Below are 21,079 nucleotides of genomic sequence, written 5' to 3'. Positions count from 1 at the left end.
CCATCGAATGTCGCTCACGATCGGAACAGTTCGGAATCGACCGTGAAGGGGACCGCCATGTCGACGGTGAGGCGGTGGTCCCAAAGCATCCGGCGCACCACGACGAGTCCTTCCAGCCAGGGCACCTGACAGGTGTCAGCGGCGTCCTCCAGCACCTGGGAGACGGTGCGTCCGGGCCGGTGGGCGGCGAGGAGCTTTGGTTCCAGCTCACGCATCTTGTGTTCCGGTACCCGGGCGGCCGCGAAGTTGGCGAGGTTCTGCGTGAGCGACATGGGGGCGCCGGTCCACACTGCGTGCTGCATTCCCGCACGCGCGAGGGTGCGCTCGATCAGCTCGTGGCGACGGACCGTGTCGGGGTCGACGGCGTGGGATGGCCACTTCACATCCACGACGACCACGGTTCCGCTGGTGGTGATGAGCGCGAAGTCCGGTGTGTGGCTGTCAATGTCGTTGCCGGCGGGGAAGTCGATGGTGAATGGTTGCGCGGCGATGAACGCCACGCTCGGATGCCAGTCGGCGATCAGCGCGAAGCGGCGCTCGTGTTGGGATTCGCAAGCGATCATGTCACCGACGGTCCGGCTAAAGAACGCGACCGGCTTGTTACTCTGTGCCCGGCGTCTGGAAAAGTCGCGCATCGGGTGGCTGTGCACCAGGTCGGCCAGGCTGACCTGGTTGAGGCGGCGAGCGTAGCCTGTGCGCCCGTCGCGGGAAAGTAAGACCCTCACCCCGACGTCACCCGGAGACCGTTGCGGCAGCCGAAGTCGACGGGGTCCACGGATCGGCCTGAACAGTCGCACACGCGTGCCCTCCCCGAGCATGCCGGCCAGCCGGAACTTCTCCAATGCTGACTGCAGCTCTGGCGGAACCGTGTCGGGGTGCTCACTGGGGGGCAGCGCTGACTCCCACGATGACGGCGCCGGCAGCTCGGCCGGGGCGTGCGCCGGAGAGCTGGACGGCTCAGTGCGTGACTGAGGAATGTTGTGCTGTGACGCGCGAAGAGTGCGGGCGCTCATGATGACCTTTCTGCCGCATCCGGGCATGACGAAGCTGCCCCGGGGATACTCGGACGAGGGGCGACGAGATGAACGAACCGCGCGCTCTGATCGCGGCGTGGTCGTTGATCGAAACCGTAGGCCGCAGCAGCTGCCTGCGCACAGTTCTCGTGAGAAATTGATCCACCAAGGAGCGACTCTGACCGGCTCCACGAGAGGGATGACGAGTCAATTGGCTCCGAACATCAACTCGTAAACGAGTCGAAAGCGATCCGTCGAAATGGCATGGCGGTCTGCCGAATCGCAGCAGAAGATCACTGTTGGCGCAGAACCCCGAGTACCGAAAACGACCGCTTGGGTTCTAGGCTGCGGACATGGCGGCGAACAGACAGATCGCGTACGACATCCTCGATGCGGCGTGGGTGGACGTGATGGCGAGCCTCGGAGACACCGTGTGGCTCAATACCTGGCGGGAGACGGCTTGCTACCAGATTTTCACCGCAGCTCGGATCAACACGGTTAAGCGGATCCTCGACGATCTCGGCGGCCTCACTGGGGCTGCGACCCACGTGCTGTACCTGGTCGACCGTGTCACGCCTGCGCTTGAGGAGATCGCTGCCGATGGCCGCATCGCCTACGTCGGTCTCCGCGATCGCGTGTGCTGTGTCGGTGGTGCCCTGTGGCCGCCGCCCCAGGTCGAGGTGACGACGAAACACCGGTCACTGCTTCCGCTGGTGCGTCATCTCATGGTGACATCGACACCGTTCCGGCAAGGGGATTTCGCGGCACCCGCGCCCTCTGGCGACGAACCACCCCTGATGGGTTCTGGCGTGGGTCTAGGCATCAGCCAATCCCGAGTCAGCAAATTGCTCGGCCTTCTTCCGGCCGGATGTGTGAAACGAGAGTCAGCCGGGTGGGTCGTCGACGACTTCGACGACTTGTGGGACTGGCATCTGACGAACTACCCGGGGCCGGGCGGCATGCGATTCTCATGGCGCAGTGACCGAACGCGCAGCACACAGCTGAGGGAGCTGACCAAACTCATCGGCGACGCCGCGGTCGTCCACGTCGGTGACCGCAAGGCTGCAAGGATCCTGCGGTCCGGTCACGACGGCATCGAGGCCCCCCTCAAAGACACCACCCCGAGAAACCGATATGAGGAGCAACACCGGTTCGATATCCACGGACCAGTCATCCTCTACAGCGCCTTCATCAATTTGCGTCTGCGGAGCCTGCCCTACGTTCGATGCGCTCCCGCGGATGCGACCGTGCAGCTCGTGCAACCGGCCGATCCGACCATCCTCACAACCGCCGCCCAGTGGGACAACGGGCATCGGACAGATCCGCTGATCACCGCGTGGGAGCTGACCCACGGACCGCAACAGAACCCAGCGGAGGTGCAATCGCTCCGGAAGTGGGCCAAGAGCTACTGGGAGACACACTGAACTCCAGGCGCGATCAGTAGCCATTCCACGGGCGCAGCGTTACGCTGCTCCCAAGGTGTTACTGCACAGTGCACCGAACGCTGCGGTTCCCGCCGCTCATGTTCGGTCTCGGCAAGGCGTTTCTCAGACGCCAGGCAGATAACAGGTCTTGTTTGCAAACAACACGACCCAGGCTCGTCCCTGCTGAAAGCTTGCCATGCCCACCGCGGGAAGGCAACGACAGAAAGGGACGAGCAATGACCAGGCTGTATGACGCACTCCTGGAAGGAGTGCTGGGCGCCAATGAAGTGGTGCGAGACGCCGAACAGCGCACACAGCGGTGGGTGAATAAACGCAACAACCTCACCCGCATCGCTCACCTGAATGGCGTCCCCGTGGAGGACATCGCCAGGGCAGTCGACCAACCGGTGTCCACCATCCACGAGTGGATCGGACCTCTCGACGAAGACTGAGTCCGAGACACTCGGACCCACGAGTCTCACGACCCAGTTGTCACCCAAAGTGTCGCCGCGGCCACGAAACGACAAGTTATTTGAGCAAGCGACACTTTGCGTGGCGCGTTCACACTTACATCCCCGGCGCCATGTCGGCGAAGCGCGAGAAGTGCCCATGGAAGCCGACGGTGATCGTGCGCGTCGGTCCGTTACGGTGCTTGGCGATGATGAGGTCGGCCTCGCCCGCTCGCGGGCTGTCCTTCTCGTAGGCGGACTCACGGTGCAGGAGCACCACCATGTCGGCGTCCTGCTCGATCGAGCCCGACTCACGGAGGTCGGACAGTGCCGGCATCTTGTCGGCACGCTGCTCAGCACCACGGTTCAGCTGCGACAGCGCGATGACGGGGACCTGGAGCTCCTTCGCCATGAGCTTCAGCGCACGGGAGAACTCCGAGACCTCCTGCTGACGGCTCTCGACCCGCTTGCCGGACGTCAACAGCTGCAGGTAGTCGATGACGACCATCTTCAGACCCACGCGCTGCTTCAGTCGACGGCACTTCGCGCGAATCTCGACGAGCGTCATGTTCGGGCTGTCGTCGATGTAGAGCGGAGCGTCGTTGATGCGGCCGCGCACCTGTGCGATCTTCGTCCAGTCCTGCGAGTCGACCGTTCCCTTACGCATGAGCTGCAGCGGCACGGACGCCTCAGCGCTCATGAGACGCATCGCGATCTCGCTGCGCCCCATCTCGAGCGAGAAGAAGATCGACGGCTGGTTGTAGTGGACCGAAGCGGCACGTGCGAAGTCGAGGGCGAGCGTGGACTTACCGATAGCGGGTCGGGCGGCGACGATGATGAGCTGACCCGGGTGCAGACCGTTCGTCAGTTCGTCGAGCTCGCGGAAGCCCGTCGGGACGCCGGTCATGGAACCGTCGGTGTGCTTGGCGGCCTCGATCTCATCGATCGCCGCACTCACCGCGTCGGTCAGCGGGACGTAGTCCTCGACCTCCTGGTTGCCCGAGACGGCGTAGATCTCCGCCTGAGCGGAGTTGACGAGCTCGACGGCCTCACCCTCGGCCGCGTACCCCATCTGCACGATGCGGGTGCCGGCCTCGACGAGACGACGCAGCAGCGCGCGCTCCGCGACGATGCGGGCGTAGTAGCCGGCGTTCGCCGCGGTCGGCACGAGGCTCGTGAGCGTGTGGAGGTAGTCAGCACCACCGGCGCGCGACAGCTCGCCCGTCTTGACGAGCTCGTCGGTGACGGTGATGACGTCGGTGGGCTCACCGTGCGAGTACAGCGTCAGGAGGGCGTCGTAGATGACCTCGTGCTTGGGGATGTAGAAGTCCACCCCACGGAGCGTCTCGACCACGTCGGCGACCGCGTCCTTCGACAGCAGCATGCCGCCGAGTGCACTCTGCTCCGCGAGGAGGTCGTGCGGAGGGACCCGCTCATTGCCGCGCGGCTCGTCGTACGATCCGCCGCCTTCGGAGCGGCCCAGGTGAGCGATCGACAAGTGGACATCCCTTCTCGATGTGGACTCGGGTGGTGCGGGTGGTGACGACTCAGGTGTAGCAGGAGCATGCGACACGCACGGGACCTGCGGGGCGCTCGAGGGCTACGGACGAGGGCTGCTCAGCCTGCTCGTCCGGCTGTTCCGAGACGCCGATGACTCACGATAGGGCCACTCGTCTCCACAACCAACTCTGCCTGTGGATAACTCTGTGGAGAGATCGGGGGAAACGCCGCGTGTCGTGTGCACAAGCTGTGGGAAACCCTGTGGAGAGAGAAGTTTTTCTGTCGTGTAACACGGCTCTGACCAGGAGATTCTGATTCCACAGGCTGTGTGTGGAAAGTTCTTTCGATCCTGTGTCGAACGTTGGGGAGAACGGGGGTCACCTGTGTACAACTTGCTTGACGCAGAGGGCGAAACGGGTGTAGCGCACAGCTATCGGGACGACACATCACCCCTGTTCCAGGCACAGAAAAACGCGATGGCGGTAGACCTCTCGGTCCACCGCCATCGCGCTCATCACGACGTGCATGTGGCGTCGGACCCGAAGGCCCGACACCGCACGGCGGGTACTACTTGGCCGCGACCACCTGAAGGGTGATCGTGGCGACGATCTCGTCGCGGAGGCTGATGGTGGCCTCGTGCTCGCCGACGTACTTGATCGGGGTGTGGATCTCGATCTTGCGCTTGTCGACCTCGCCCAGCCCGGCTTCCGCCACGGCCTTCGCGATGTCGGCAGGCTTCACGGAACCGAACAGACGGCCTTCGCCACCCGTCTTGACCGTGAGCTTGACCTTGGTGGCCTGGAGGCGAGCCTTCAGGTCCTGGGCCTCTTCGATCGTGGCGTGCTCGCGCGCAGCGCGGGCCGACTTGATCTGCTCGACCTGCTTCTCGCCACCGCGGGTCCACGGGGTCGCGAAACCCTGGGGCACGAGGAAGTTGCGAGCGTAGCCGTTCTTGACGTCGACGACGTCACCAGCGGAGCCGAGGCCGGAGACCTCGTGCGTCAGAATCACTTTCGACATGTGCGGCGCCTCCTAGCGGCCAGAGCCGGCGTAGGGCAGGAGCGCCATCTCGCGTGCGTTCTTGACCGCACGTGCGATGAGTCGCTGCTCCTGGACGTTGACACCGGTGATACGACGAGCGCGGATCTTTCCCCGCTCGGAGATGAACTTGCGAAGCGTGGCGACATCCTTGTAATCGATGACACCAACGCGGATCGCCTTCGCGGGAGCGACGTTCTTGCCGCCCTTAGCACCGCGGGCAGGCTTGCGGCGGTCGCCGCTCGACTTTCCAGCCATGGTTGTTCCTTTGCGTGTGAATGGAGTGATCGGCTAGCCGGCAGAACCGGACCGATCGAATCTGTTTAGAAGGGGGTCTCGTCGCTGTAGCTACCCGGAGTGTTCCAGGCATCTGCACCGCCGTTGCCGCCGGAAGCTGCGGGTGCGCTCTGAGCCCAGGGCTCGTTCTGCTGCACCTGCGGAGCTCCGCCGCCGCGCTGCTGACCACCGCCGCCGCCACCCGAGGGTGCACGGCTGATGGTCGCGGTCGCGTACCGGAGCGAAGGGCCGATCTCGTCGACTTCGAGTTCCATCGAAGTCCGCTTCTCGCCTTCCTTCGTCTCGTAGGAACGCTGCTTGAGACGCCCGGTCGCGATGACGCGGCTTCCCTTGGTGAGCGATCCGGCCACGTGCTCGGCGAATTCACGCCAGACGCTCGCGCGCAGGAACAGCGCTTCGCCGTCCTTCCATTCGTTCGTCGCGCGATCGAAGTTGCGCGGCGTGGAAGCGATGGTGAAGTTGGCGACAGCCAGGCCGTTCTGCGTGAAACGCAGTTCCGGATCGCTGGTCAGGTTGCCCACCACGGTGATGACGGTCTCGCCGGCCATGAGCCCTAGGCTTCCTTGGTCTCAGCCGCAGCCGGAGCCGCGTCTGCCTTGGGAGCCGCGGCGACAGCAGCAGCGGGCTTGGCGGCAGCCTTGCGGGCGGCCTTCTCTTCGCTGCGCTTCGTCTCGGTGGCGACCTGAGCGATGGCCTCTTCGGCACGCAGCACCTTGGTGCGCATGACGGCCTCGGAGAGCTTCAGCTGGCGGTCGAGCTCCTGCGTGGCAGCGCTCGATGCAGTGAAGTCCACGACGGCGTAGATGCCTTCGGTCTTCTTGTTGATCTCGTAAGCGAGACGACGACGGCCCCAGATGTCGACCTTGTCGATGGTTCCACCATCGTTGCGGATGACGTTGAGGAACTTGTCGAGGCTCGGTGCAACCGTGCGCTCGTCAATCTCGGGGTCGAGGATGACCATGAGTTCGTACTGATGCGTCACTAACCCACCTCCTTCGGACTCGAACGGCCACAGACTTTCTGTGGCAGGAGGGTGTAAGCATCGTTGCGATCGGATGAGAACAGAGCGGACGCACCCGGGCAACCTTCACAGCGTACCGGACGGGAGCCCGTACCGCCACCGCGGGCCTGTCGCGCAGCCGCCACGCGTGGGATGCTGGACCCGATGAGCAGCCCAGCCAGCCGACAGCGCGCCGACCGACTGATCGGTCTCGACCTCGCGCGCTTCCTCGCGCTCATCGGCATGATGGCCACGCACGTCTGGGCCTTCGACATCGCGACCGGTGGACACACGCCGATCACGGAGGTGTTGTCGGGGAAGGCCGCGGCCCTGTTCGCCGTGCTGGCCGGCATCGGGATCGTCCTCACGAGCCGTCGCGACCTCGCTGCCGGTTCTCCCGCAGCAGCGCGCCTCAACCTCTTCGGACGCGGCTTCGCTTTGCTCGTCCTCGGCCTCACCCTCGGCGTCCTGCCCGGCGGCATCTACGTGATCATCGCCTACTACGGCGTGACCTTCTGGCTCGCAATCCCGGCCGTCACGTGGCGTCCACGCACGTTGCTGGTCGTCGCGGCCGTCTGGGCGGTGGTCTGGCCGATCTGCTCGCAGGCGCTCCGGGTGCCGCTCAGCGGCGTGGACTCCCCCGAGATCGGTAGCGCGTCCTGGTTCGACGTCTCGAGCGGCGGGTTCGCCCGAGGGCTGCTCCTCACCGGCGTGTACCCGGCGCTCACCTGGATCGTCTACGTCCTCGTTGGGATGGCCGTCGGCCGGCTGCTCATGGATGCGCGGGCGAACGGGACCCTGCGACGGTTCGCACTCCGGCTCGCGGCGATCGGACTCGTCGTCGCCATCGCCGCGGATCGCCTCGCCGCCCTGCTCCTCGGCCCCGTCGGCGGCATGCAGGGCATCGCACGCGCCTGGACCGGCGGCCTCGAGCCCGATCCGACGACGATCACCGCCGTCGAGGACGCCCTCGCCGAAGGGATGTACGGCACGAGCCCCACGGAGTCCTTCTGGTGGCTCGTCGCCCGCGCCCCGCACTCGGGCACCACACTCGACCTCCTCTTCACGATCGGGATCGCGGCGGTCGTCATCGGCCTGTGTCTGGCGCTCGGCACGGTCCTGAACCGCGGCTGGTCGCTCGCGCTCCTGCCGGCGACCGGCGCCGGGGCCGCGCCGCTCACCGTCTACTCGGCGCACGTCTTCATGGCGTCGGTGGGTGCTTTGATCGCCGCGATCGCCGGGACGTATGCGGACACCGCGTGGTTGATCTCGAGTCCGCAGCTCTGGCTCGTCCACGTCGCCGGCGCGCTCCTCCTCGGCTGGATCATCGCCCTCACCAAGCGTCGTGGTCCGCTCGAGACCCTCGTCCACGCGGCCGGCCGGGCACTCACGGTCGCCGCGAAGGGCCCCGAACGGCGGGCAGCAGACGGGCCGCACCAGCCACTCGGGACCCCGCGGGAGCGAGCTGGGAGGGTCAGTCGTCCTCGGTCGCCGTCAGCATGACGCCGAGCGGCGCGAGGTAGCCGTTCGGGTCGATCGTCCAATCGGCGTCCGCCGCGGCCGAAACGACCTCGGGAGCCCATTCGAGCGTCACCCGGTCGTCGCCGCCGTTGATGACGAGGATCTCGCCCGCACCGGCTTCGCCGCCGTCGACACAGACATAGGAGCGCCAGCTGCCCTGCGGCACCGAGAAGGAATCGCCGGCACCGATCGTGACCGTCGTCGACGGGTCGCCGTTCAGCGTGACGTCCCAACGCCCCGACTTCACCAGGAGCGCCTGCGTCTGCTGGTGGCGGTGCCGGAGCACGCCCTGCCCGGCAGCCGCGCGCACCCACGCGAGGTTGAACGAGTGGGGCTCGTGGATCGACGGGACCTGACGGCGGTTCTCCGACATGCCGTAGCCGATGACGAGCGCGAGATCGGCCGCGCCACCGTCGACCGCCGTGCACAGCAGCGCCGACGAAGAGTAGACGCGGTCGCCGGGCTGGACGACGCGGGACCGCAGCTCCTCGACGGAGTAGCTCGTCAGCTCGTCGATGTACCGCTGCTTCATCGGGGTGATGAGCGCGACGTCGGTCGGCAGTTCGTCACCGGCCACCGTGTCGATCAGTTGGTTGTCGGCCGTGAGGTGGAGCCCGTAGGACTCGGCCTCCTTGAGGACCGACGGCCCCCAGATGATGCCGCCGGTGACGTCGCGCCCGAGCACCGTGTACAGGATGCCCTCGTCCGGGCCCTCGTTGGTGAAGCCGCGGAAGATCCAGGTCGGGATGGAGATGACGTCGCCGTCGTGGCTGACGTACTCGCCTTCCTTGCCGTCCACACCCCACCGCAGGCGGAACTCGCCGCCCAGGTTGATGAACACCTCGGCGGTGAAGTGCAGGTGCAGGTTGTTCGAAATGCCGTTCGGCATGCCCGCGGCGCCGGTGTTGAAGCCGTGGTTCTCGGTGAGGTTCACGACCTGGTTCGGATTCTGCGAGACCCCGGCGCCGATGAAGGCGTAGTTCTCCTTGCGGTCCGACCCCGGCGTCCGGCAGTCGATGAAGGCGGCGTTGCAGGCCACCCAGTCGGAGCGCCGGATGGTCCGGCGTTCGATCTCGCGCGTGTCGACGATGACGTCGCTCATGGTGATGCTCCTTCGGTGTGTCAGTAGATGTTGGACGGCCCGACGGGCTCGTCCCCTCGTGTGGCGGCGATCTGCGCCCGCAGGGCGATGTCGTCCCAGAGCCGGACCTCCTTGACGATGGCCCCGTTGTGCAGCGTGAACTGCGAGATCCCGAGCAGGTCCACCGGCTGCCCGGTGAGCGGACCGTAGTTCGGGACGCCGGTGTAGTCGCCGACGAACTTCCAGGTGACGGCCACCCGGTGCCCGGCGTACCGGACGTCGTAGTGCGCCTGGATGTCGCGGATCTCGAACAGGCCGCCCGGGAAGGACTCGAGCAGGCGCAGGAGCGCCCGGCGGTACCCCTCGGGCCGGATGACGATGCGGTTCCCCACGGTGAGGAGGGTGAGGTCGCGCTCGAAGAACTTCTCGACCTTCTGCAGGTCGCGCTCGTTCCAGATGGTCTGGATCATCTCGAGGACGGTGCTCACCTCGGCGTGGTGGTCGTCGGGGCGCGGACCGGAGTCGCCGACGGCGATCGGGTCGACGGGCGCAGCCTCGGTCCAGGAGCCCTGGTAGCCGCGGAACGCCTGCACCCGGGCCAACTCCTCGACGTCGGCACCGTGGAGGAGCGCGCCGGCGAGGGTGTCGCGGACGACCCACTCCTCGACCATGCGGCCTCGACGGTAGAGGCAGTTGGCGATCGTCCGGCTGTACTCGGAGGTCTGCAGGTGCCCGGAGAACACGAGGTGCGAGCTCAGGAACGCATCGTCGCCACGCGCCTCCCAGATCACGTCCTCGGCCTGACCGGTGCGGTCGGGGGTCGCGGAGATGCGCATGAGCGTGCCCTGGATGACCTCCTCACGCGTCGTCGACGTGCCGTAGGCGCCGTGGACGATCGAGTCCGGCTCGTAGTTGTCCCGGATGAAACTGATGGACCGATCCACCCAGATGAGGTCGGTGACCTCCCGGATGAAGTCGTCGGGATCCTGGTACGGCCGATAGGCCACCGGGTCGAGAGGCATGCAGGTCACTCCTTCGTCGTCAGCACCCGCTGGTCTTCGTCTGAACCGACCAAGCGGTAGATGCAGTGTATGCGTATGCACAGCGCCATGCAAGAGCCTGACCGAGAACACACGGTGTCACAACCGCGGACCGGAGCGCGGCGCCGGAATCAGCGAGCGGGACCGAGGGTGCGGCGAAGGTGGAACGACGAGGCGAAGACGGCGCGCTCGAGCTCATCGCCGGGGCGCTCGATGCGACGGACGACCAGGTTGGCGGACGCGCTCGCCATCCCGGCGATGTCGAATCCGACGGTCGCGAGGTCGATGATCGGCCAGGCGGCCTCCGGCAGGTCGTCGAAGCCGACGACGGACAGGTCGTCCGGCACCCGCAGGCCGAGCCGATGTGCGGCGTTCAGGGCGCCGTAGGCCACGACGTCGTTCCCGCAGAACACGAGGGTGGGCGCAGGCTCACCGGCCGACTCGAGCAGCTCGCGAGCCGCGATCTCCCCGGCTGCGGAGGAGTATGGCACCCGCCGCACCAGGCGCTCGTCCAGCACGATGCCGTGCTCGCCGAGCGCGGCCCGCAGCGCCTGCTCGCGGTGCTGCGCCGTGCTCGTGTTGCTCGGGCCGAGCACGGCGGCGACGTTCCGGTGCCCCAGGTCGACCGCCGCCCGGACCGCCTCGCGGTATCCGGGAGCGGCGTCGACCACGGTCGCATCGGCGTCGACGAGCGATCCCGTGCGGTTGAAGTACACGAACGGGAGACCCCGGTCGCGGAGCCGGAGCGGCGCCGCGGAGTCGATCGTCGTCGTGGCGAGGATGACGCCGTCCAGTCCGTTGGCGAGCAACCGCTCGACGATGGTGTCGTTGTCGGCCGTCTCGGTGTGGAGCATGAGCTGGTAGCCGAGTCGCTCGAGCTCGCGGTGCACCGGCGCGATGATGTGCGAGTAGAACTGGCTGTCGAGATCCGTCAGGAGCATCCCGATGCGTCGCGTGCGCCCCGACGAGAGCGCTCGGCCGGCCTCGCTCGGGATGTATCCGAGAAGCTGAGCAGCCTCCCGGACACGCTGTTTGGTCTGCTCCGAGACGCGGATGTCGTCGCGCAGAGCCCGCGAGACGGTGGGCTGGGAGACGCCGGCGAGTCGCGCCACGTCTCGGCTGGTCACGACCATCGGGTACCTCCGTGCGTCCGTCCTTCCGGAACCGCCTGGGTAAGGCGACCGATGGGATCGGTTCCGGAGTCCTTCGGATTGTACCGCCTTGACCACTTGTGCATACGCGGGCATACTACTGACATACGTATGCAGTCAAAGGAGACGGGATGCCCCTGCACTTGAAGAACGCGCCGACGAAGACCTTCGCCGACACCGCACAACTGGATGTCGCCGAACGCGTGCGCGGCATCATCGGCGACGTCCGGACCGACGGTGACGCCGCGGTCCGTCGCTATGCCGAGCAGTTCGATGGCTCGAGCCGCGACTCGTACCGCCTGTCGGACGAGCAGGTCGACGAGATCATGGCGACGCTCGACCCGCAGGTCATCGCCGACATCGAGTTCGTGCAGGCACAGGTCCGCCGCTTCGCCCAGGCGCAGCGGGACTCACTCGTCGACATCGAGGTCGAGACGCTGCCGGGTGTCCTCCTCGGCCAGAAGCACGTGCCCGTTCAGGCCGCGGGCGCGTACATCCCCGGCGGCAAGTACCCGCTCACCGCGTCCGCTCACATGACGATCATCACGGCGAAGGTCGCGGGCGTCCCGCGGGTGGTCGCCTGCACGCCGCCGATCCGAGGTGAGATCCCCGCAGCAACGATCGCGGCCATGAAGCTCGCCGGGGCCGACGAGATCTATCTGCTCGGCGGCGTCCAGGCCGTCGCGGCGATGGCCGTGGGCACGGAGACGATCAGGCCGGTGAACCTCATCGCCGGACCGGGCAACGCCTACGTCGCCGAGGCCAAGCGCCAGTTGTTCGGAGAGGTCGGGATCGACCTGTTCGCCGGCCCGACCGAGATCCTGATCGTCGCCGACGAGCATGCGGACCCGTTCTTCACCGCCGTCGACCTGCTCTCCCAGGCGGAGCACGGCCCCGAGTCGCCCGCAGTCCTCGTGACGACCTCGCAGACGCTGGGCGAACAGGTGATGGACTGGATCGAGCGTCTGCTCCCCGGGATGCCGACGCGCGACTACGCCGAGCCGGCCTGGCGGGACTGGGGGCAGGTCATCGTCGCCGAGGACCTCGACGAGGCCTACCGCATCGCCGACAGCCTGGCGTTCGAGCACGTCCAGGTCTTCACGGAGCACCCGCGGGAAGCCCTGACCCGGATGCACGACTACGGCGCGCTCTTCCTCGGCGAGGACACCTGTGTGTCCTACGGCGACAAGGTCATCGGCACGAACCACGTGCTCCCCACCCTCGGCGCGGCCCGCTACACGGGTGGGCTCTGGGTGGGCAAGTACCTGCGGACGGTGACCTACCAGGAGATCGTCGAGCCGTCCTCGTCGGCCGACCTCGGCGAGGTCTGCGGACGAGCGGCCCGCGTCGAACTGTTCGAAGGACACGCGCGCTCCGGCGATGCCCGCGTCTGGCGACACCGCGGAACGGACTTCCCGTGGATCGACGAGGCGCAGACCGCTGGGACGGCCGCGCCGTGACCGACCTCCGCGGCCGCACCGCGCTCGTCACGGGTGGCGGAAGCGGTCTCGGCGCGGCGATCGCGACGTCGCTGCACGCCGCCGGCGCCGACCTCGTCCTGGTCGGGCGGGACGAGCGGCGACTGGACGCGGTGCGGGACCGGCTGGGGAGTCGGACCCGCACCGCCGTCTGCGACGTCGCGACGCCCGCGTCCGTCGACGAACTCCGCGACGCCCTCGCCGACACGGAGGTCTCGATCCTCGTCAACAACGCCGGCGTCCCGGGCCCGGTCGCCGCGCTCACCGACATCGAGCCGGCGGATTGGGACGAGGTGTTCGCGGTCAACGTCCGCGGCACCTACCTGCTCTGCCGGGCGTTCCTGCCCGGCATGACCGCTCGCGGCGACGGCGACGTCGTCAACATCGCATCGGTGTCGGGCAAACGCCCGCTCGCGCACCGCACGCCGTACTGCGCCTCGAAGATGGCCGTCATCGGCCTCACGTCCACCCTCGCCTTCGAGGTCGGTCCGGCCGGCGTCCGGGTCAACACCCTCTCCCCCGGCCCGGTGAGCGGGCCTCGTATGGAACGCAACTTCCGGCTCGAGGCCGAACGCTCGGGGGCGAGCGTCGAAGCCGCCGAAGCCGCCTTCGTCTCCCGGGCCGCGCTCGGGCGCATGGTCACCGAGGAGGAGGTCGGCGCCGCCGTCCTCGCCATGCTCGCAATGCCGGGTCTGTGCGGCTCCGACGTGGACCTGTCCGCGGGGATGATCGCGTGAGCGCCTCGCTGCGCGAGCGGGCCAGGCGCGGGGACCGCCTCCTCGGAGTCCTCCTGCGCATGCCGGCGGAGGAGCTCGTGGAGATGGCGGCGGTCGCGGGCTTCGACTTCATCCTGATCGACACCGAGCACGGGCCGGCCGACGTGGTCGCCCTCCGACAGCACATCGCGCTGGCTTCGATCCACGGCGTCCCGGTCATCGTCCGGGTCGCGCAGCACGACACCGCGCAGGTGTTGCGCATCCTCGACCAGGGTGCCCAGGGCATCGTCGCGCCGCACCTCGACTCGGCCGCGGACGCCGCAGCCGTCGTCGATGCGGCGATGTACCCGCCGGTCGGATCCCGCGGCTTCGCCACCTACAGCCGCGCCGGCCGCTTCGGCCTCAACACGCCGGAGGAGCACAGCCGGTGGTTCCTCGAGCACACGCTCCTCATCGGCATGGTCGAGTCGCCTGCCGGCGTCGCAGCGGTCGGCGAGATCGTGGCGACCCCGCGGCTCGACGGCATCCTGGTGGGCCCGGCGGACCTCGCCGCGTCGACCGGCCCGGAGGATCCGCCCGTCGGTGCGTCCATCACCGCCGTGCACGCGGAACTGGCCCGGTCCGGCGCCCTGCGCATGGACATCGTCGGCACCCGGACGGCGGCGGCGGAGTCCTTCTCCGCCGGAGCCGGTCTCGTCGTCGTGAACCTCGCCCACGCTCTGATGGCGGAGCTGCGCGGCTTCGTCACCGGTCAGCGCTGACGCTGCCCTCCCGCCACCTCCGCCAACCAGGTGTCGAGCACGGCTCGCACCACATCGGGGCGTTCGAGGGGCGGGAGGTGTCCGGCGTCGACGGACACGAGTCGCGCACCGCGCACCGCGGTGGCGATCTCGTCGTGGAACACGGGAGGGCAGATCGGGTCGGCGGTTCCGGAGACCACCAGTGTCGGGAGGTCGAGCGCCGCGAGCCGGTCGAGCAGTGGCCGTCGGCTGAGCTGTTGCGCGAGCTGCGCGTCGAGCCGATCCGCCGTCGTCTGCGCACCCATGCCGAGCACGCGATCGACGAGGTCGGGTCGGCCACCGCGCACCGCCGTCGGCACCAGCGACGGCAGGATCTCCCGTTGCAGCTCGGCCGGCGTCCCACCGGCCGCCAGTCGGTCACGCCACGCGCGCCACGCCTCGTGCTGCACCGCGGTCGTCGCCCTCCCGTTCACCGACATGACGCACAACCCCGCGACCCGGTCCGGTGCGGCCAGGGCCGTCTCCATGGCGATCACCCCACCGAGCGACAGTCCGGCGATCACGAAGCGCTCCGGGAGGCCGTCGAGCAGCTCCGTCACCTGCCGGGCGACCGACCGCTCGGCGAGCGGCCATCGGATCGAGCCCGGAACGGTGACGTCCGCCCAGAGGTCGCCGGTGCAGTTCATCCCGGGAAGCAGGACGAGCGGTGGTCGCACGGCCGACCCGTTCACCCCTTGACGGCGCCGTCGCTCAAGCCCGCGACGAGGTACTTCTGCGCGATGAACGCAATCACGACCACCGGGATGGTGAGCAGCATGGAAGCCGCCCCGGCCTGCTGCAGCATCGGGAGGGTCTGCCCGAGCTGGGTCGCGATGAACACCGGCACCGTCTTCGAGGACGAGTCGGTGAGCACCAGCGCGGTGAGGTACTCCTGGAACGCGAAGAGGAACACGAAGATCCCGGCCGTGAGGATGCCCGGACCCATGAGCGGGATCATGACCCGACGCAGCATGCCGATCCGACTGCACCCGTCGATCATCGCCGCCTCGTCGAGCTCACGGGGGATCTCCGCGAAGAAGTTCCGGAGGAGCCAGATCGTGAACGGCTGATTGATGGCGACGAGGGCGAGCGCGAGCGCGAAGGTGGTGTCGTAGATACCGAGCGATTTGCTGATGTCGTACATCGGCAGGACCACGGCGAAGCGGGGAAGCGCGCGGAAGACGAGGGCGAGCACCAGCAGCAGCGCGGAGACGTAGCTGGGGAACCGCGACAGCGCGTACGCAGCCGGGATGCCGATGACGAGCGCGAGGACCGTCGAGACCACGGCCACGACGAGCGTGTTCACGAGGTAGTCGGCGAAGTAGGTCGTCTGCCACAGGTCGACGAAGGCCTGGAGCGTCGGCGTGTACCCGGAGAACACCGGCGGGTTCGCGAACGCGACGTCGGTCGGTTTCGTGACCGACAGCGTCATCCAGATGAACGGGCTCAGCATGAGGACGCACAGCAGACCGAGCAGGATGCCGGTGAGCGGTCGCCGACGTGTCGGCTTCCGCCGTGGCGCGCCACCCGTCGTGATCGCGCGGGTGGAGAGGTCGAGCGGCTTGATGGTCATCGTTCGGCCTTCGCTTCCTTGAAGATCCCCCGGATGAACGGGATGAGCATGATGAGGATGAGGAGGATGGTGAGCACGTTGATCGCGCTGCCGAGACCGAGGCGTTGAGCACCGTCCGCGAAGGCGACCGAGTAGACGTAGAGCATGATCGACTCGTTGCCGATCGACTGCGCCTGCGGTGACAACGGGATGAGGTTGTCGAACATGCGGAGCACGTCCATGATCGTGATGAGCGTGACGAAGCCGAGTACCCCGCGGATCGTGGGGATGATGACGTGCAGGTGGGTCTGGAACGAGCTCGCCCCGTCGATGCGGGCGGCCTCCTTCAACTCGGACGGCACTCCCTGCAGACCCGCCAGGATGATGAGCATCGCGAACGGGATCATGCTCCAGACGGTGTTGGCGATCACGAGGATGCCGTTCGGCACCTGATCGGTGAACCAGAGCACCTGATTGCCCGTGAAGGCCTCGATGATCCGGTTCGCCAACCCGCCGAAGCTGTCGTCGAACAACCAGGAGAACGCGACGGCCCCGACGAGGTTCGGCAGCACGTACGAGACGAGCATGATGCCGAGGACGAGCGGTCGCGTGATGGTGAGCCGGTTCACCGCCGTGGCGATGATGTACCCGCCGACGAGCAGGATGATCGTGGTGACCACCGTGACACTCACCGTGAAGAGCACGGCGCGCCCGAACCGGACGTCGGTGAGCGCCTCGACGAAGTTCGCCAAGCCGACGAACTCCCCCGGCACGCCGTAGCGGACCTGCTCGAAACTCCACTGCACCGTCCGCACGAGCGGCAGGACGAGCAGCGCCCCCATCACCAGCAGACTGGGGAAGAACAGCACCCAGAACTCGCGTGTCTTCATCGACATCCCTCCTCGGAGACGGTGCGGCCCGGACCGTTCGTCCGGGCCGCACCCATCGGATCCTGCACTCGGTGGATCAGCCGGCGATCTTCTCGCCGGCGGCCTGCATCTGTGCCAGGCCGTCGTCGACGGAGAGGTTGCCGTTGAGCACCTCGACGAGGATCGGACGGATCTCATTGGTCATGTCGGCCAGGTAGGGCGATACGACGGGCGGCATGGCCGAGTCGATCGAGTCGTTGGCCGCCGCCCCGTAGGGCGAGTTCTCGTCCGTGACCATGTCGGCCCGAGCCGGGTAGGCGGCCGGGACGGAGGCCTTGGACGCCTTCTCGCTGACCGCCGACGCCATCATCGTGAACAGCATCTTCTTGTCGAGCTTCGTGTTGAAGGGGATCGACCAGCCGTCGATGGACAGGCGGTTGTAGGAGTAGGGCGCGTCCGCGGTGAGCTTCGGAGCCCCCGCGAAGCCGAAGGAGTCCGACAGCTTCGAGTTGGCCGGCAGCGTCAGGTCGTTCATCCGGCCGGAGAACATGATCGACATGGCCGCCGTCCCGTTGAACATCTGCTGCTGCACCTTCGGCTGGTCGAAGGTCGTGACCTGCGGATCCATGTACGGCTTGAGCGACAGCATCGCCTCCAGGGCCTGCTTGGCCTCCGGCGTGTCCAGGGTGACCTCGCCGTCGGCGGACACGAAGTCCGCGCCCAGCGAGTTCATCGCGGCCTGGTAGCTCGTCGACACGTCCGCAGTGGCGAGCCACGGCAGGGCGATCGGGTACTCCATGACACCGGCCTGCTTGATGGCCTCGGCCGCCGTGATCATCTCGTCGAAGGTGGTCGGCGGTTTGAGGCCGAGGTCGTCGAAGACGTCGGTGCGGTAGGCCGTGACGAACATCTGCGCCTGCATGGGCAGGGCGTACAGCTTGCCGTCGTAGGACATGCCTGCGCGCATCGACTCGCTCAGGGCGTCGAGGTCGTACTCCTCGGCGAGCTCGTCGTAGAGGTCGTCGAGTGGGACGAGCTTCTCGTCCTCGGCGAGGCCGGGGATGACGAAGCCGTACGTCTCGATGATGTCGTACGTCCCGGTGTCGCCCGCGAGCGTCGCGGTCGTCTTCGTCACCTGTCCGCCGAAGTCGATCGGGTCGTGCTTCAACGTGACGTCGTCGGTGGAGCAACTCGATACCATCGTGTCCGTGAAGGGGTCGATGGCCGACGAGTTGTAGGCGAGGACGTTGACCGTGGTCTTGCCCTCGGGAGCCGTGTATCCGCACGACACCGTTGTCGCATTCGCGTTGCCGGTGCGACTGCCCGCGCCACAGCTGGTGAGGGCGAGAACGCCCACCGCTGCCAGTGCGATCATCGGCGTCGCCCGATATCTGATGAGTACCATGCGCCGATGGTATACGTATGCAGTGGACTTAGGGAAGCCTTATTCCACGGGCCGTATTCGATTGAATACGTATACGGCAGTCGGTGGCTCATTCTCCCGTCCCAGCCCGCGAACTGTCACTTCGGAACAGTGCGGGCCGCGAACACCCGCATCAACTGACAGTTCGCGGGCTACTTGGCGTCGGCGTAGGAGGTGACGACGGCGGTGGTGACCGGGAACTCGACCGGCGCGGTGCCGAAGATCAGACGACCGGCCTCGGCCGCCGCCTCACGCACGAGGGCGACGACCCGCTCGGTCTGGTGCTCGGGGCAGTGGACGACGATCTCGTCGTGGAGGAAGAAGACGAGGTGGGCCGACTCGGTGAGCGCAGCCGCCGGACCGACCGTCTCTGCGGCGAGCGCCTGCAGCCGCGTCCGGAGCCCGGCCATCCAACAGAGCGCCCATTCGGCGGCAGTGCCCTGCACCACGAAGTTGCGGGTGAAGCGGCCCCAGCTGCGAGCCTCCATGCGGGCACGCTGGGTCGCGGCGGCGTTGGCACCCTCCATCGATGCGGCCGACTGGATCTCCCGCCAGGTCTCGCCGGGCAGCGGTGAGGTGCGGCCGAGCCGGGTGCTGACCCGTTCGCCGCGTTCACCGGCCCTGGCGGCCGTCTCGACGAACTCGATCGCTCGCGGGAACGCTCGGGTGAGTCGGGGCAGGAGGCGCCCGCTCTCCCCCGTCGTCGCGCCGTACATGGCACCGAGCATCGCGATCTTCGCGTGTGGCCTGGTGTCGACCGCGCCGACGTCGACCATGCCCTGGTAGAGGTCGACGCCGCGTCCGGCATCGGCCATCGCGCGGTCGCCGGACATCGCCGTGAGGATCCGTGGTTCGAGCTGCGCGGCGTCGGCGACGACGAAACGCCACCCCTCGTCCGCGAGGACGGCACCGCGGACCTGGTGCGGGAGCTGGAGGGCACCGCCACCGTCGGAGGCCCAACGGCCCGTGACGACCCCGCCGGGCACGTAGGTGGGACGGAAGCGTCCGTTCTTCACCCAGGTCTCGACCCACGTCCAACCGTTCGCGGTGAGGAGGCGGGACAGCTTCTTGTACCGGAGCAGCGGCTCGATGACGGGGTGCTCGATCTCCTGCAACTCCCACTGCCGAGTGGAGGTCGCGTTGATGCCGGCACGTTGGAGCGCCTTGAGGAGTTCGCCCGGTGACTCGGGGCTGAGCTCCTGCACCCCGAGGGCGGCCTTGACCTCCTCGAGGACTGCGGCCAGCTTCGCCGGGCGGACCCCGGGCGGCACCTTGGGACCGAGGGCGTCGGCGAGGATGCGGTCGTGAGCCTCGGCGTCCCATGGGAGACCGGCGAAGGTCATCTCCGTGGCGATGAGGGCACCGGCGGACTCGGCGGCGAGGAGGAGTCCGAGCTGCGAGCGTCCCTGTGGTGTCGCGCCGTCGACGGCGTCGCGCTGGAGGGTGAACTCGGCGACGGGATCGCGCTCGCCACCCGGGAGGTCGAGGTCGAAGAGGGTCCCGACGGCCTCCGCGCGCTGGGCGACGCGGGGGTCGAGGACCTCGTCCCACGGTCCGGCCGGAGCCGTCGCGAGGGCGGAGTCGGCGGTGAAGGCGGCGTTGCGGAGGAGGTTGTGGGAGAGCCGGAGGTCGACGCAGCGGGCCACCCGGACACCCACAGCGAGGAGCGCCGGGTACCAGAGCGTGGTGTCGTCCCACACCCAGCGCGGCGGGTTCGGCTCGGCTTCGAGACGCCGGACGAAGGCCGCGAGGTCGGCGCGCGGGATGGTGGTTTCGGAGACCGGAGGTGGCTCGCCGGATGAAGTGGGGCGGTCCTCGAGGTGCACGACGCGCACGCGGGCGCCGTCGAGCTGCTGGAGGACGATGTGCACCACCCCAGTCTGCCGTCACCCGCCGACCTCGCCCGACGCGACCTCTCGCTGGAGACACGAGACCCGGACGGAATCACGCGTTCCCTCCGGGTCTCGTGCGGGCAGCACTCGGGCGTTCAGCGGCTCCGGCCGCGGGCCAGGTTCACCCGCGTCATGACCAGGTACGCCGCGAGAACCAGCTCGGCGAAACAGAGCGCCGAGCCGAAGTACTCGGCGACGCCGAAGCCCGCTCGGACGCCGACGATGACCGTCAGGAACGCGGCGACGATCGATCCGGCCGTGAGACCCTGGCGAATCTGGAGCGGCTGTGGGCCGGCTCTGGTGACCGGGGGTTCGATGTCTGACATGCAGATATGTTAGATCGCCCTCGTGTCGACCGTCTGGACATCCTCGGCGCACGATGTCGGGGGCCCCTGAGCCTGTCGAAGGGTGAGGCGCCTCTGTGCTTCCACTTCGACAAGCCCAGTGACCGGGGAAAGGTCGGTGAGCGGGGTCAGGCCCTGGATGCCGGGACATCCCCCCTATGGGGGTGGGCGCAGCGGTGCCAGACTGCGAGCATGCTGATCTCGACGATGAACGATGTCCCCGGCCGCCAGGTCACCGAGGTGCTGGGCGAGGTGACCGGACTCACGGTCCGTGCACGTAACGCGGGCGTGCAACTCGGCGCCAACTTCAAGGCACTGCTGGGCGGTGAGCTCTCCGGGCTCACCAAGCAGCTCGCGGAGAGCCGCGAGGAAGCGAAGCAGCGACTCATCGAGGCGGCCACCGCCCTCGGTGCCGACGCGGTGCTCGCGATGCGGTTCGACGCGGCCGAGGTCGGCCAGAACTACCAGGAGGTCGTCGCCTACGGCACCGCCGTCAAGCTCGGCTGAGCACG

22 protein-coding genes are annotated in these 21,079 nt (G+C 67.7%); 7 read left to right on the top strand and 15 right to left on the bottom strand.

The annotated features are described in order from the left end of the window. Positions 1–14: 14 nt before the first annotated feature. Entirely contained in the window at positions 15–1,013 is a 999-nt protein-coding gene (locus B9Y95_RS20320) for a TnsA-like heteromeric transposase endonuclease subunit (protein WP_159453364.1), read from the bottom strand. A 353-nt stretch (positions 1,014–1,366) separates the two neighbouring features. On the opposite strand from B9Y95_RS20320, the gene B9Y95_RS09210 reads away from it, so the two are divergent. Both B9Y95_RS09210 and B9Y95_RS09205 read left to right on the top strand, forming a co-directional pair. After that, positions 1,367–2,437, top strand: a complete 1,071-nt coding sequence (locus B9Y95_RS09210) for a hypothetical protein (RefSeq protein ID WP_085511558.1) — start codon at positions 1,367–1,369, stop codon at positions 2,435–2,437. Between the two features lie 236 nt (positions 2,438–2,673). Then, positions 2,674–2,889: a hypothetical protein gene (locus tag B9Y95_RS09205; RefSeq protein ID WP_085511557.1), complete on the top strand. Its 216-nt coding sequence runs from the start codon at positions 2,674–2,676 to the stop codon at positions 2,887–2,889. Between the two features lie 115 nt (positions 2,890–3,004). On the opposite strand, the gene dnaB is transcribed toward B9Y95_RS09205, so the two are convergent. The 5 genes from dnaB to rpsF form a co-directional block, all read right to left on the bottom strand. After that, positions 3,005–4,384 carry a replicative DNA helicase gene (dnaB, locus tag B9Y95_RS09200; RefSeq protein ID WP_071262068.1) on the bottom strand — a complete coding sequence of 460 codons (1,380 nt, stop codon included), beginning with the start codon at positions 4,382–4,384 and terminating at the stop codon, positions 3,005–3,007. A gap of 569 nt (positions 4,385–4,953) precedes the next feature. Next, positions 4,954–5,406, bottom strand: a complete 453-nt coding sequence (gene rplI / locus B9Y95_RS09195; protein WP_056010352.1) for a 50S ribosomal protein L9 — start codon at positions 5,404–5,406, stop codon at positions 4,954–4,956. A 12-nt stretch (positions 5,407–5,418) separates the two neighbouring features. Then, positions 5,419–5,682 (bottom strand): 30S ribosomal protein S18, encoded by a 264-nt coding sequence (gene rpsR / locus B9Y95_RS09190; RefSeq protein WP_056010351.1) that lies wholly within the window; start codon positions 5,680–5,682, stop codon positions 5,419–5,421. 65 nt (positions 5,683–5,747) lie between these two features. Beyond that, a complete protein-coding gene (locus B9Y95_RS09185) occupies positions 5,748–6,269 on the bottom strand; it encodes a single-stranded DNA-binding protein (RefSeq protein ID WP_064295656.1) in 522 nt (173 codons plus the stop codon). Positions 6,270–6,274: 5 nt separating this feature from the next. After that, positions 6,275–6,682, bottom strand: coding sequence for a 30S ribosomal protein S6 (gene rpsF, locus B9Y95_RS09180; protein ID WP_194718777.1), 408 nt, complete (start codon positions 6,680–6,682; stop codon positions 6,275–6,277). 204 nt (positions 6,683–6,886) lie between these two features. On the opposite strand from rpsF, the gene B9Y95_RS09175 reads away from it, so the two are divergent. Continuing rightward, positions 6,887–8,224 carry a heparan-alpha-glucosaminide N-acetyltransferase domain-containing protein gene (locus B9Y95_RS09175; protein WP_159453363.1) on the top strand — a complete coding sequence of 446 codons (1,338 nt, stop codon included), beginning with the start codon at positions 6,887–6,889 and terminating at the stop codon, positions 8,222–8,224. Here the strand turns inward: B9Y95_RS09175 and B9Y95_RS09170 are convergent. The 3 genes from B9Y95_RS09170 to B9Y95_RS09160 all read right to left on the bottom strand — a co-directional run bounded on the left by B9Y95_RS09170 (position 8,196) and on the right by B9Y95_RS09160 (position 11,490). Continuing rightward, positions 8,196–9,344: a cupin domain-containing protein gene (locus tag B9Y95_RS09170; protein ID WP_085511555.1), complete on the bottom strand. Its 1,149-nt coding sequence runs from the start codon at positions 9,342–9,344 to the stop codon at positions 8,196–8,198. The genes B9Y95_RS09175 and B9Y95_RS09170 overlap by 29 nt on opposite strands. Before the next feature lie 20 nt (positions 9,345–9,364). Then, entirely contained in the window at positions 9,365–10,345 is a 981-nt protein-coding gene (locus tag B9Y95_RS09165) for a nuclear transport factor 2 family protein (protein ID WP_085511554.1), read from the bottom strand. Positions 10,346–10,494: 149 nt separating this feature from the next. After that, positions 10,495–11,490 carry a LacI family DNA-binding transcriptional regulator gene (locus tag B9Y95_RS09160; protein ID WP_159453362.1) on the bottom strand — a complete coding sequence of 332 codons (996 nt, stop codon included), beginning with the start codon at positions 11,488–11,490 and terminating at the stop codon, positions 10,495–10,497. A gap of 155 nt (positions 11,491–11,645) precedes the next feature. Here B9Y95_RS09160 and hisD point away from each other — a divergent pair, with 155 nt between their 5' ends. From hisD to B9Y95_RS09145, 3 genes are read left to right on the top strand one after another with little or no spacing between them, the layout of a single operon-like run. Further along, the gene (hisD, locus tag B9Y95_RS09155; RefSeq protein WP_085511552.1) at positions 11,646–12,974 is read left to right on the top strand and encodes a histidinol dehydrogenase; all 1,329 of its coding nucleotides are present in this window, start codon (positions 11,646–11,648) and stop codon (positions 12,972–12,974) included. Next, positions 12,971–13,729, top strand: coding sequence for an SDR family NAD(P)-dependent oxidoreductase (locus B9Y95_RS09150; protein WP_085511738.1), 759 nt, complete (start codon positions 12,971–12,973; stop codon positions 13,727–13,729). Before hisD ends, B9Y95_RS09150 begins: the two co-directional genes overlap by 4 nt. Further along, the gene (locus B9Y95_RS09145; protein WP_200811379.1) at positions 13,726–14,469 is read left to right on the top strand and encodes an HpcH/HpaI aldolase family protein; all 744 of its coding nucleotides are present in this window, start codon (positions 13,726–13,728) and stop codon (positions 14,467–14,469) included. Before B9Y95_RS09150 ends, B9Y95_RS09145 begins: the two co-directional genes overlap by 4 nt. Here B9Y95_RS09145 and B9Y95_RS09140 read toward each other — a convergent pair. The 6 genes from B9Y95_RS09140 to B9Y95_RS09115 form a co-directional block, all read right to left on the bottom strand. Further along, positions 14,460–15,164: an alpha/beta fold hydrolase gene (locus tag B9Y95_RS09140; protein ID WP_143736389.1), complete on the bottom strand. Its 705-nt coding sequence runs from the start codon at positions 15,162–15,164 to the stop codon at positions 14,460–14,462. The two genes, B9Y95_RS09145 and B9Y95_RS09140, sit on opposite strands and share 10 nt — an antisense overlap. A gap of 11 nt (positions 15,165–15,175) precedes the next feature. Then, positions 15,176–16,060, bottom strand: coding sequence for a carbohydrate ABC transporter permease (locus B9Y95_RS09135; protein WP_085511550.1), 885 nt, complete (start codon positions 16,058–16,060; stop codon positions 15,176–15,178). Beyond that, complete coding sequence (locus tag B9Y95_RS09130) at positions 16,057–16,929, bottom strand: carbohydrate ABC transporter permease (RefSeq protein WP_159453361.1); 873 nt, start codon at positions 16,927–16,929, stop codon at positions 16,057–16,059. Before B9Y95_RS09130 ends, B9Y95_RS09135 begins: the two co-directional genes overlap by 4 nt. A gap of 76 nt (positions 16,930–17,005) precedes the next feature. Further along, positions 17,006–18,109 (bottom strand): ABC transporter substrate-binding protein, encoded by a 1,104-nt coding sequence (locus tag B9Y95_RS09125; protein ID WP_370282215.1) that lies wholly within the window; start codon positions 18,107–18,109, stop codon positions 17,006–17,008. 374 nt (positions 18,110–18,483) lie between these two features. Further along, positions 18,484–20,202 (bottom strand): bifunctional 3'-5' exonuclease/DNA polymerase, encoded by a 1,719-nt coding sequence (locus B9Y95_RS09120; RefSeq protein ID WP_085511737.1) that lies wholly within the window; start codon positions 20,200–20,202, stop codon positions 18,484–18,486. Positions 20,203–20,318: 116 nt separating this feature from the next. Continuing rightward, on the bottom strand, positions 20,319–20,549 hold the full coding sequence (locus B9Y95_RS09115; RefSeq protein WP_085511547.1) for a hypothetical protein: 231 nt from the start codon (positions 20,547–20,549) through the stop codon (positions 20,319–20,321). A 210-nt stretch (positions 20,550–20,759) separates the two neighbouring features. On the opposite strand from B9Y95_RS09115, the gene B9Y95_RS09110 reads away from it, so the two are divergent. Further along, positions 20,760–21,074 carry a YbjQ family protein gene (locus B9Y95_RS09110; RefSeq protein WP_064294105.1) on the top strand — a complete coding sequence of 105 codons (315 nt, stop codon included), beginning with the start codon at positions 20,760–20,762 and terminating at the stop codon, positions 21,072–21,074. Positions 21,075–21,079 lie beyond the last annotated feature (5 nt).

The organism is Plantibacter flavus (assembly GCF_900177615.1).
GTDB classification, from domain to species: domain Bacteria; phylum Actinomycetota; class Actinomycetes; order Actinomycetales; family Microbacteriaceae; genus Plantibacter; species Plantibacter flavus.
Note: the sequence above shows the minus strand (reverse complement) of the source record. Positions and strands in the feature narration are given on the sequence as shown.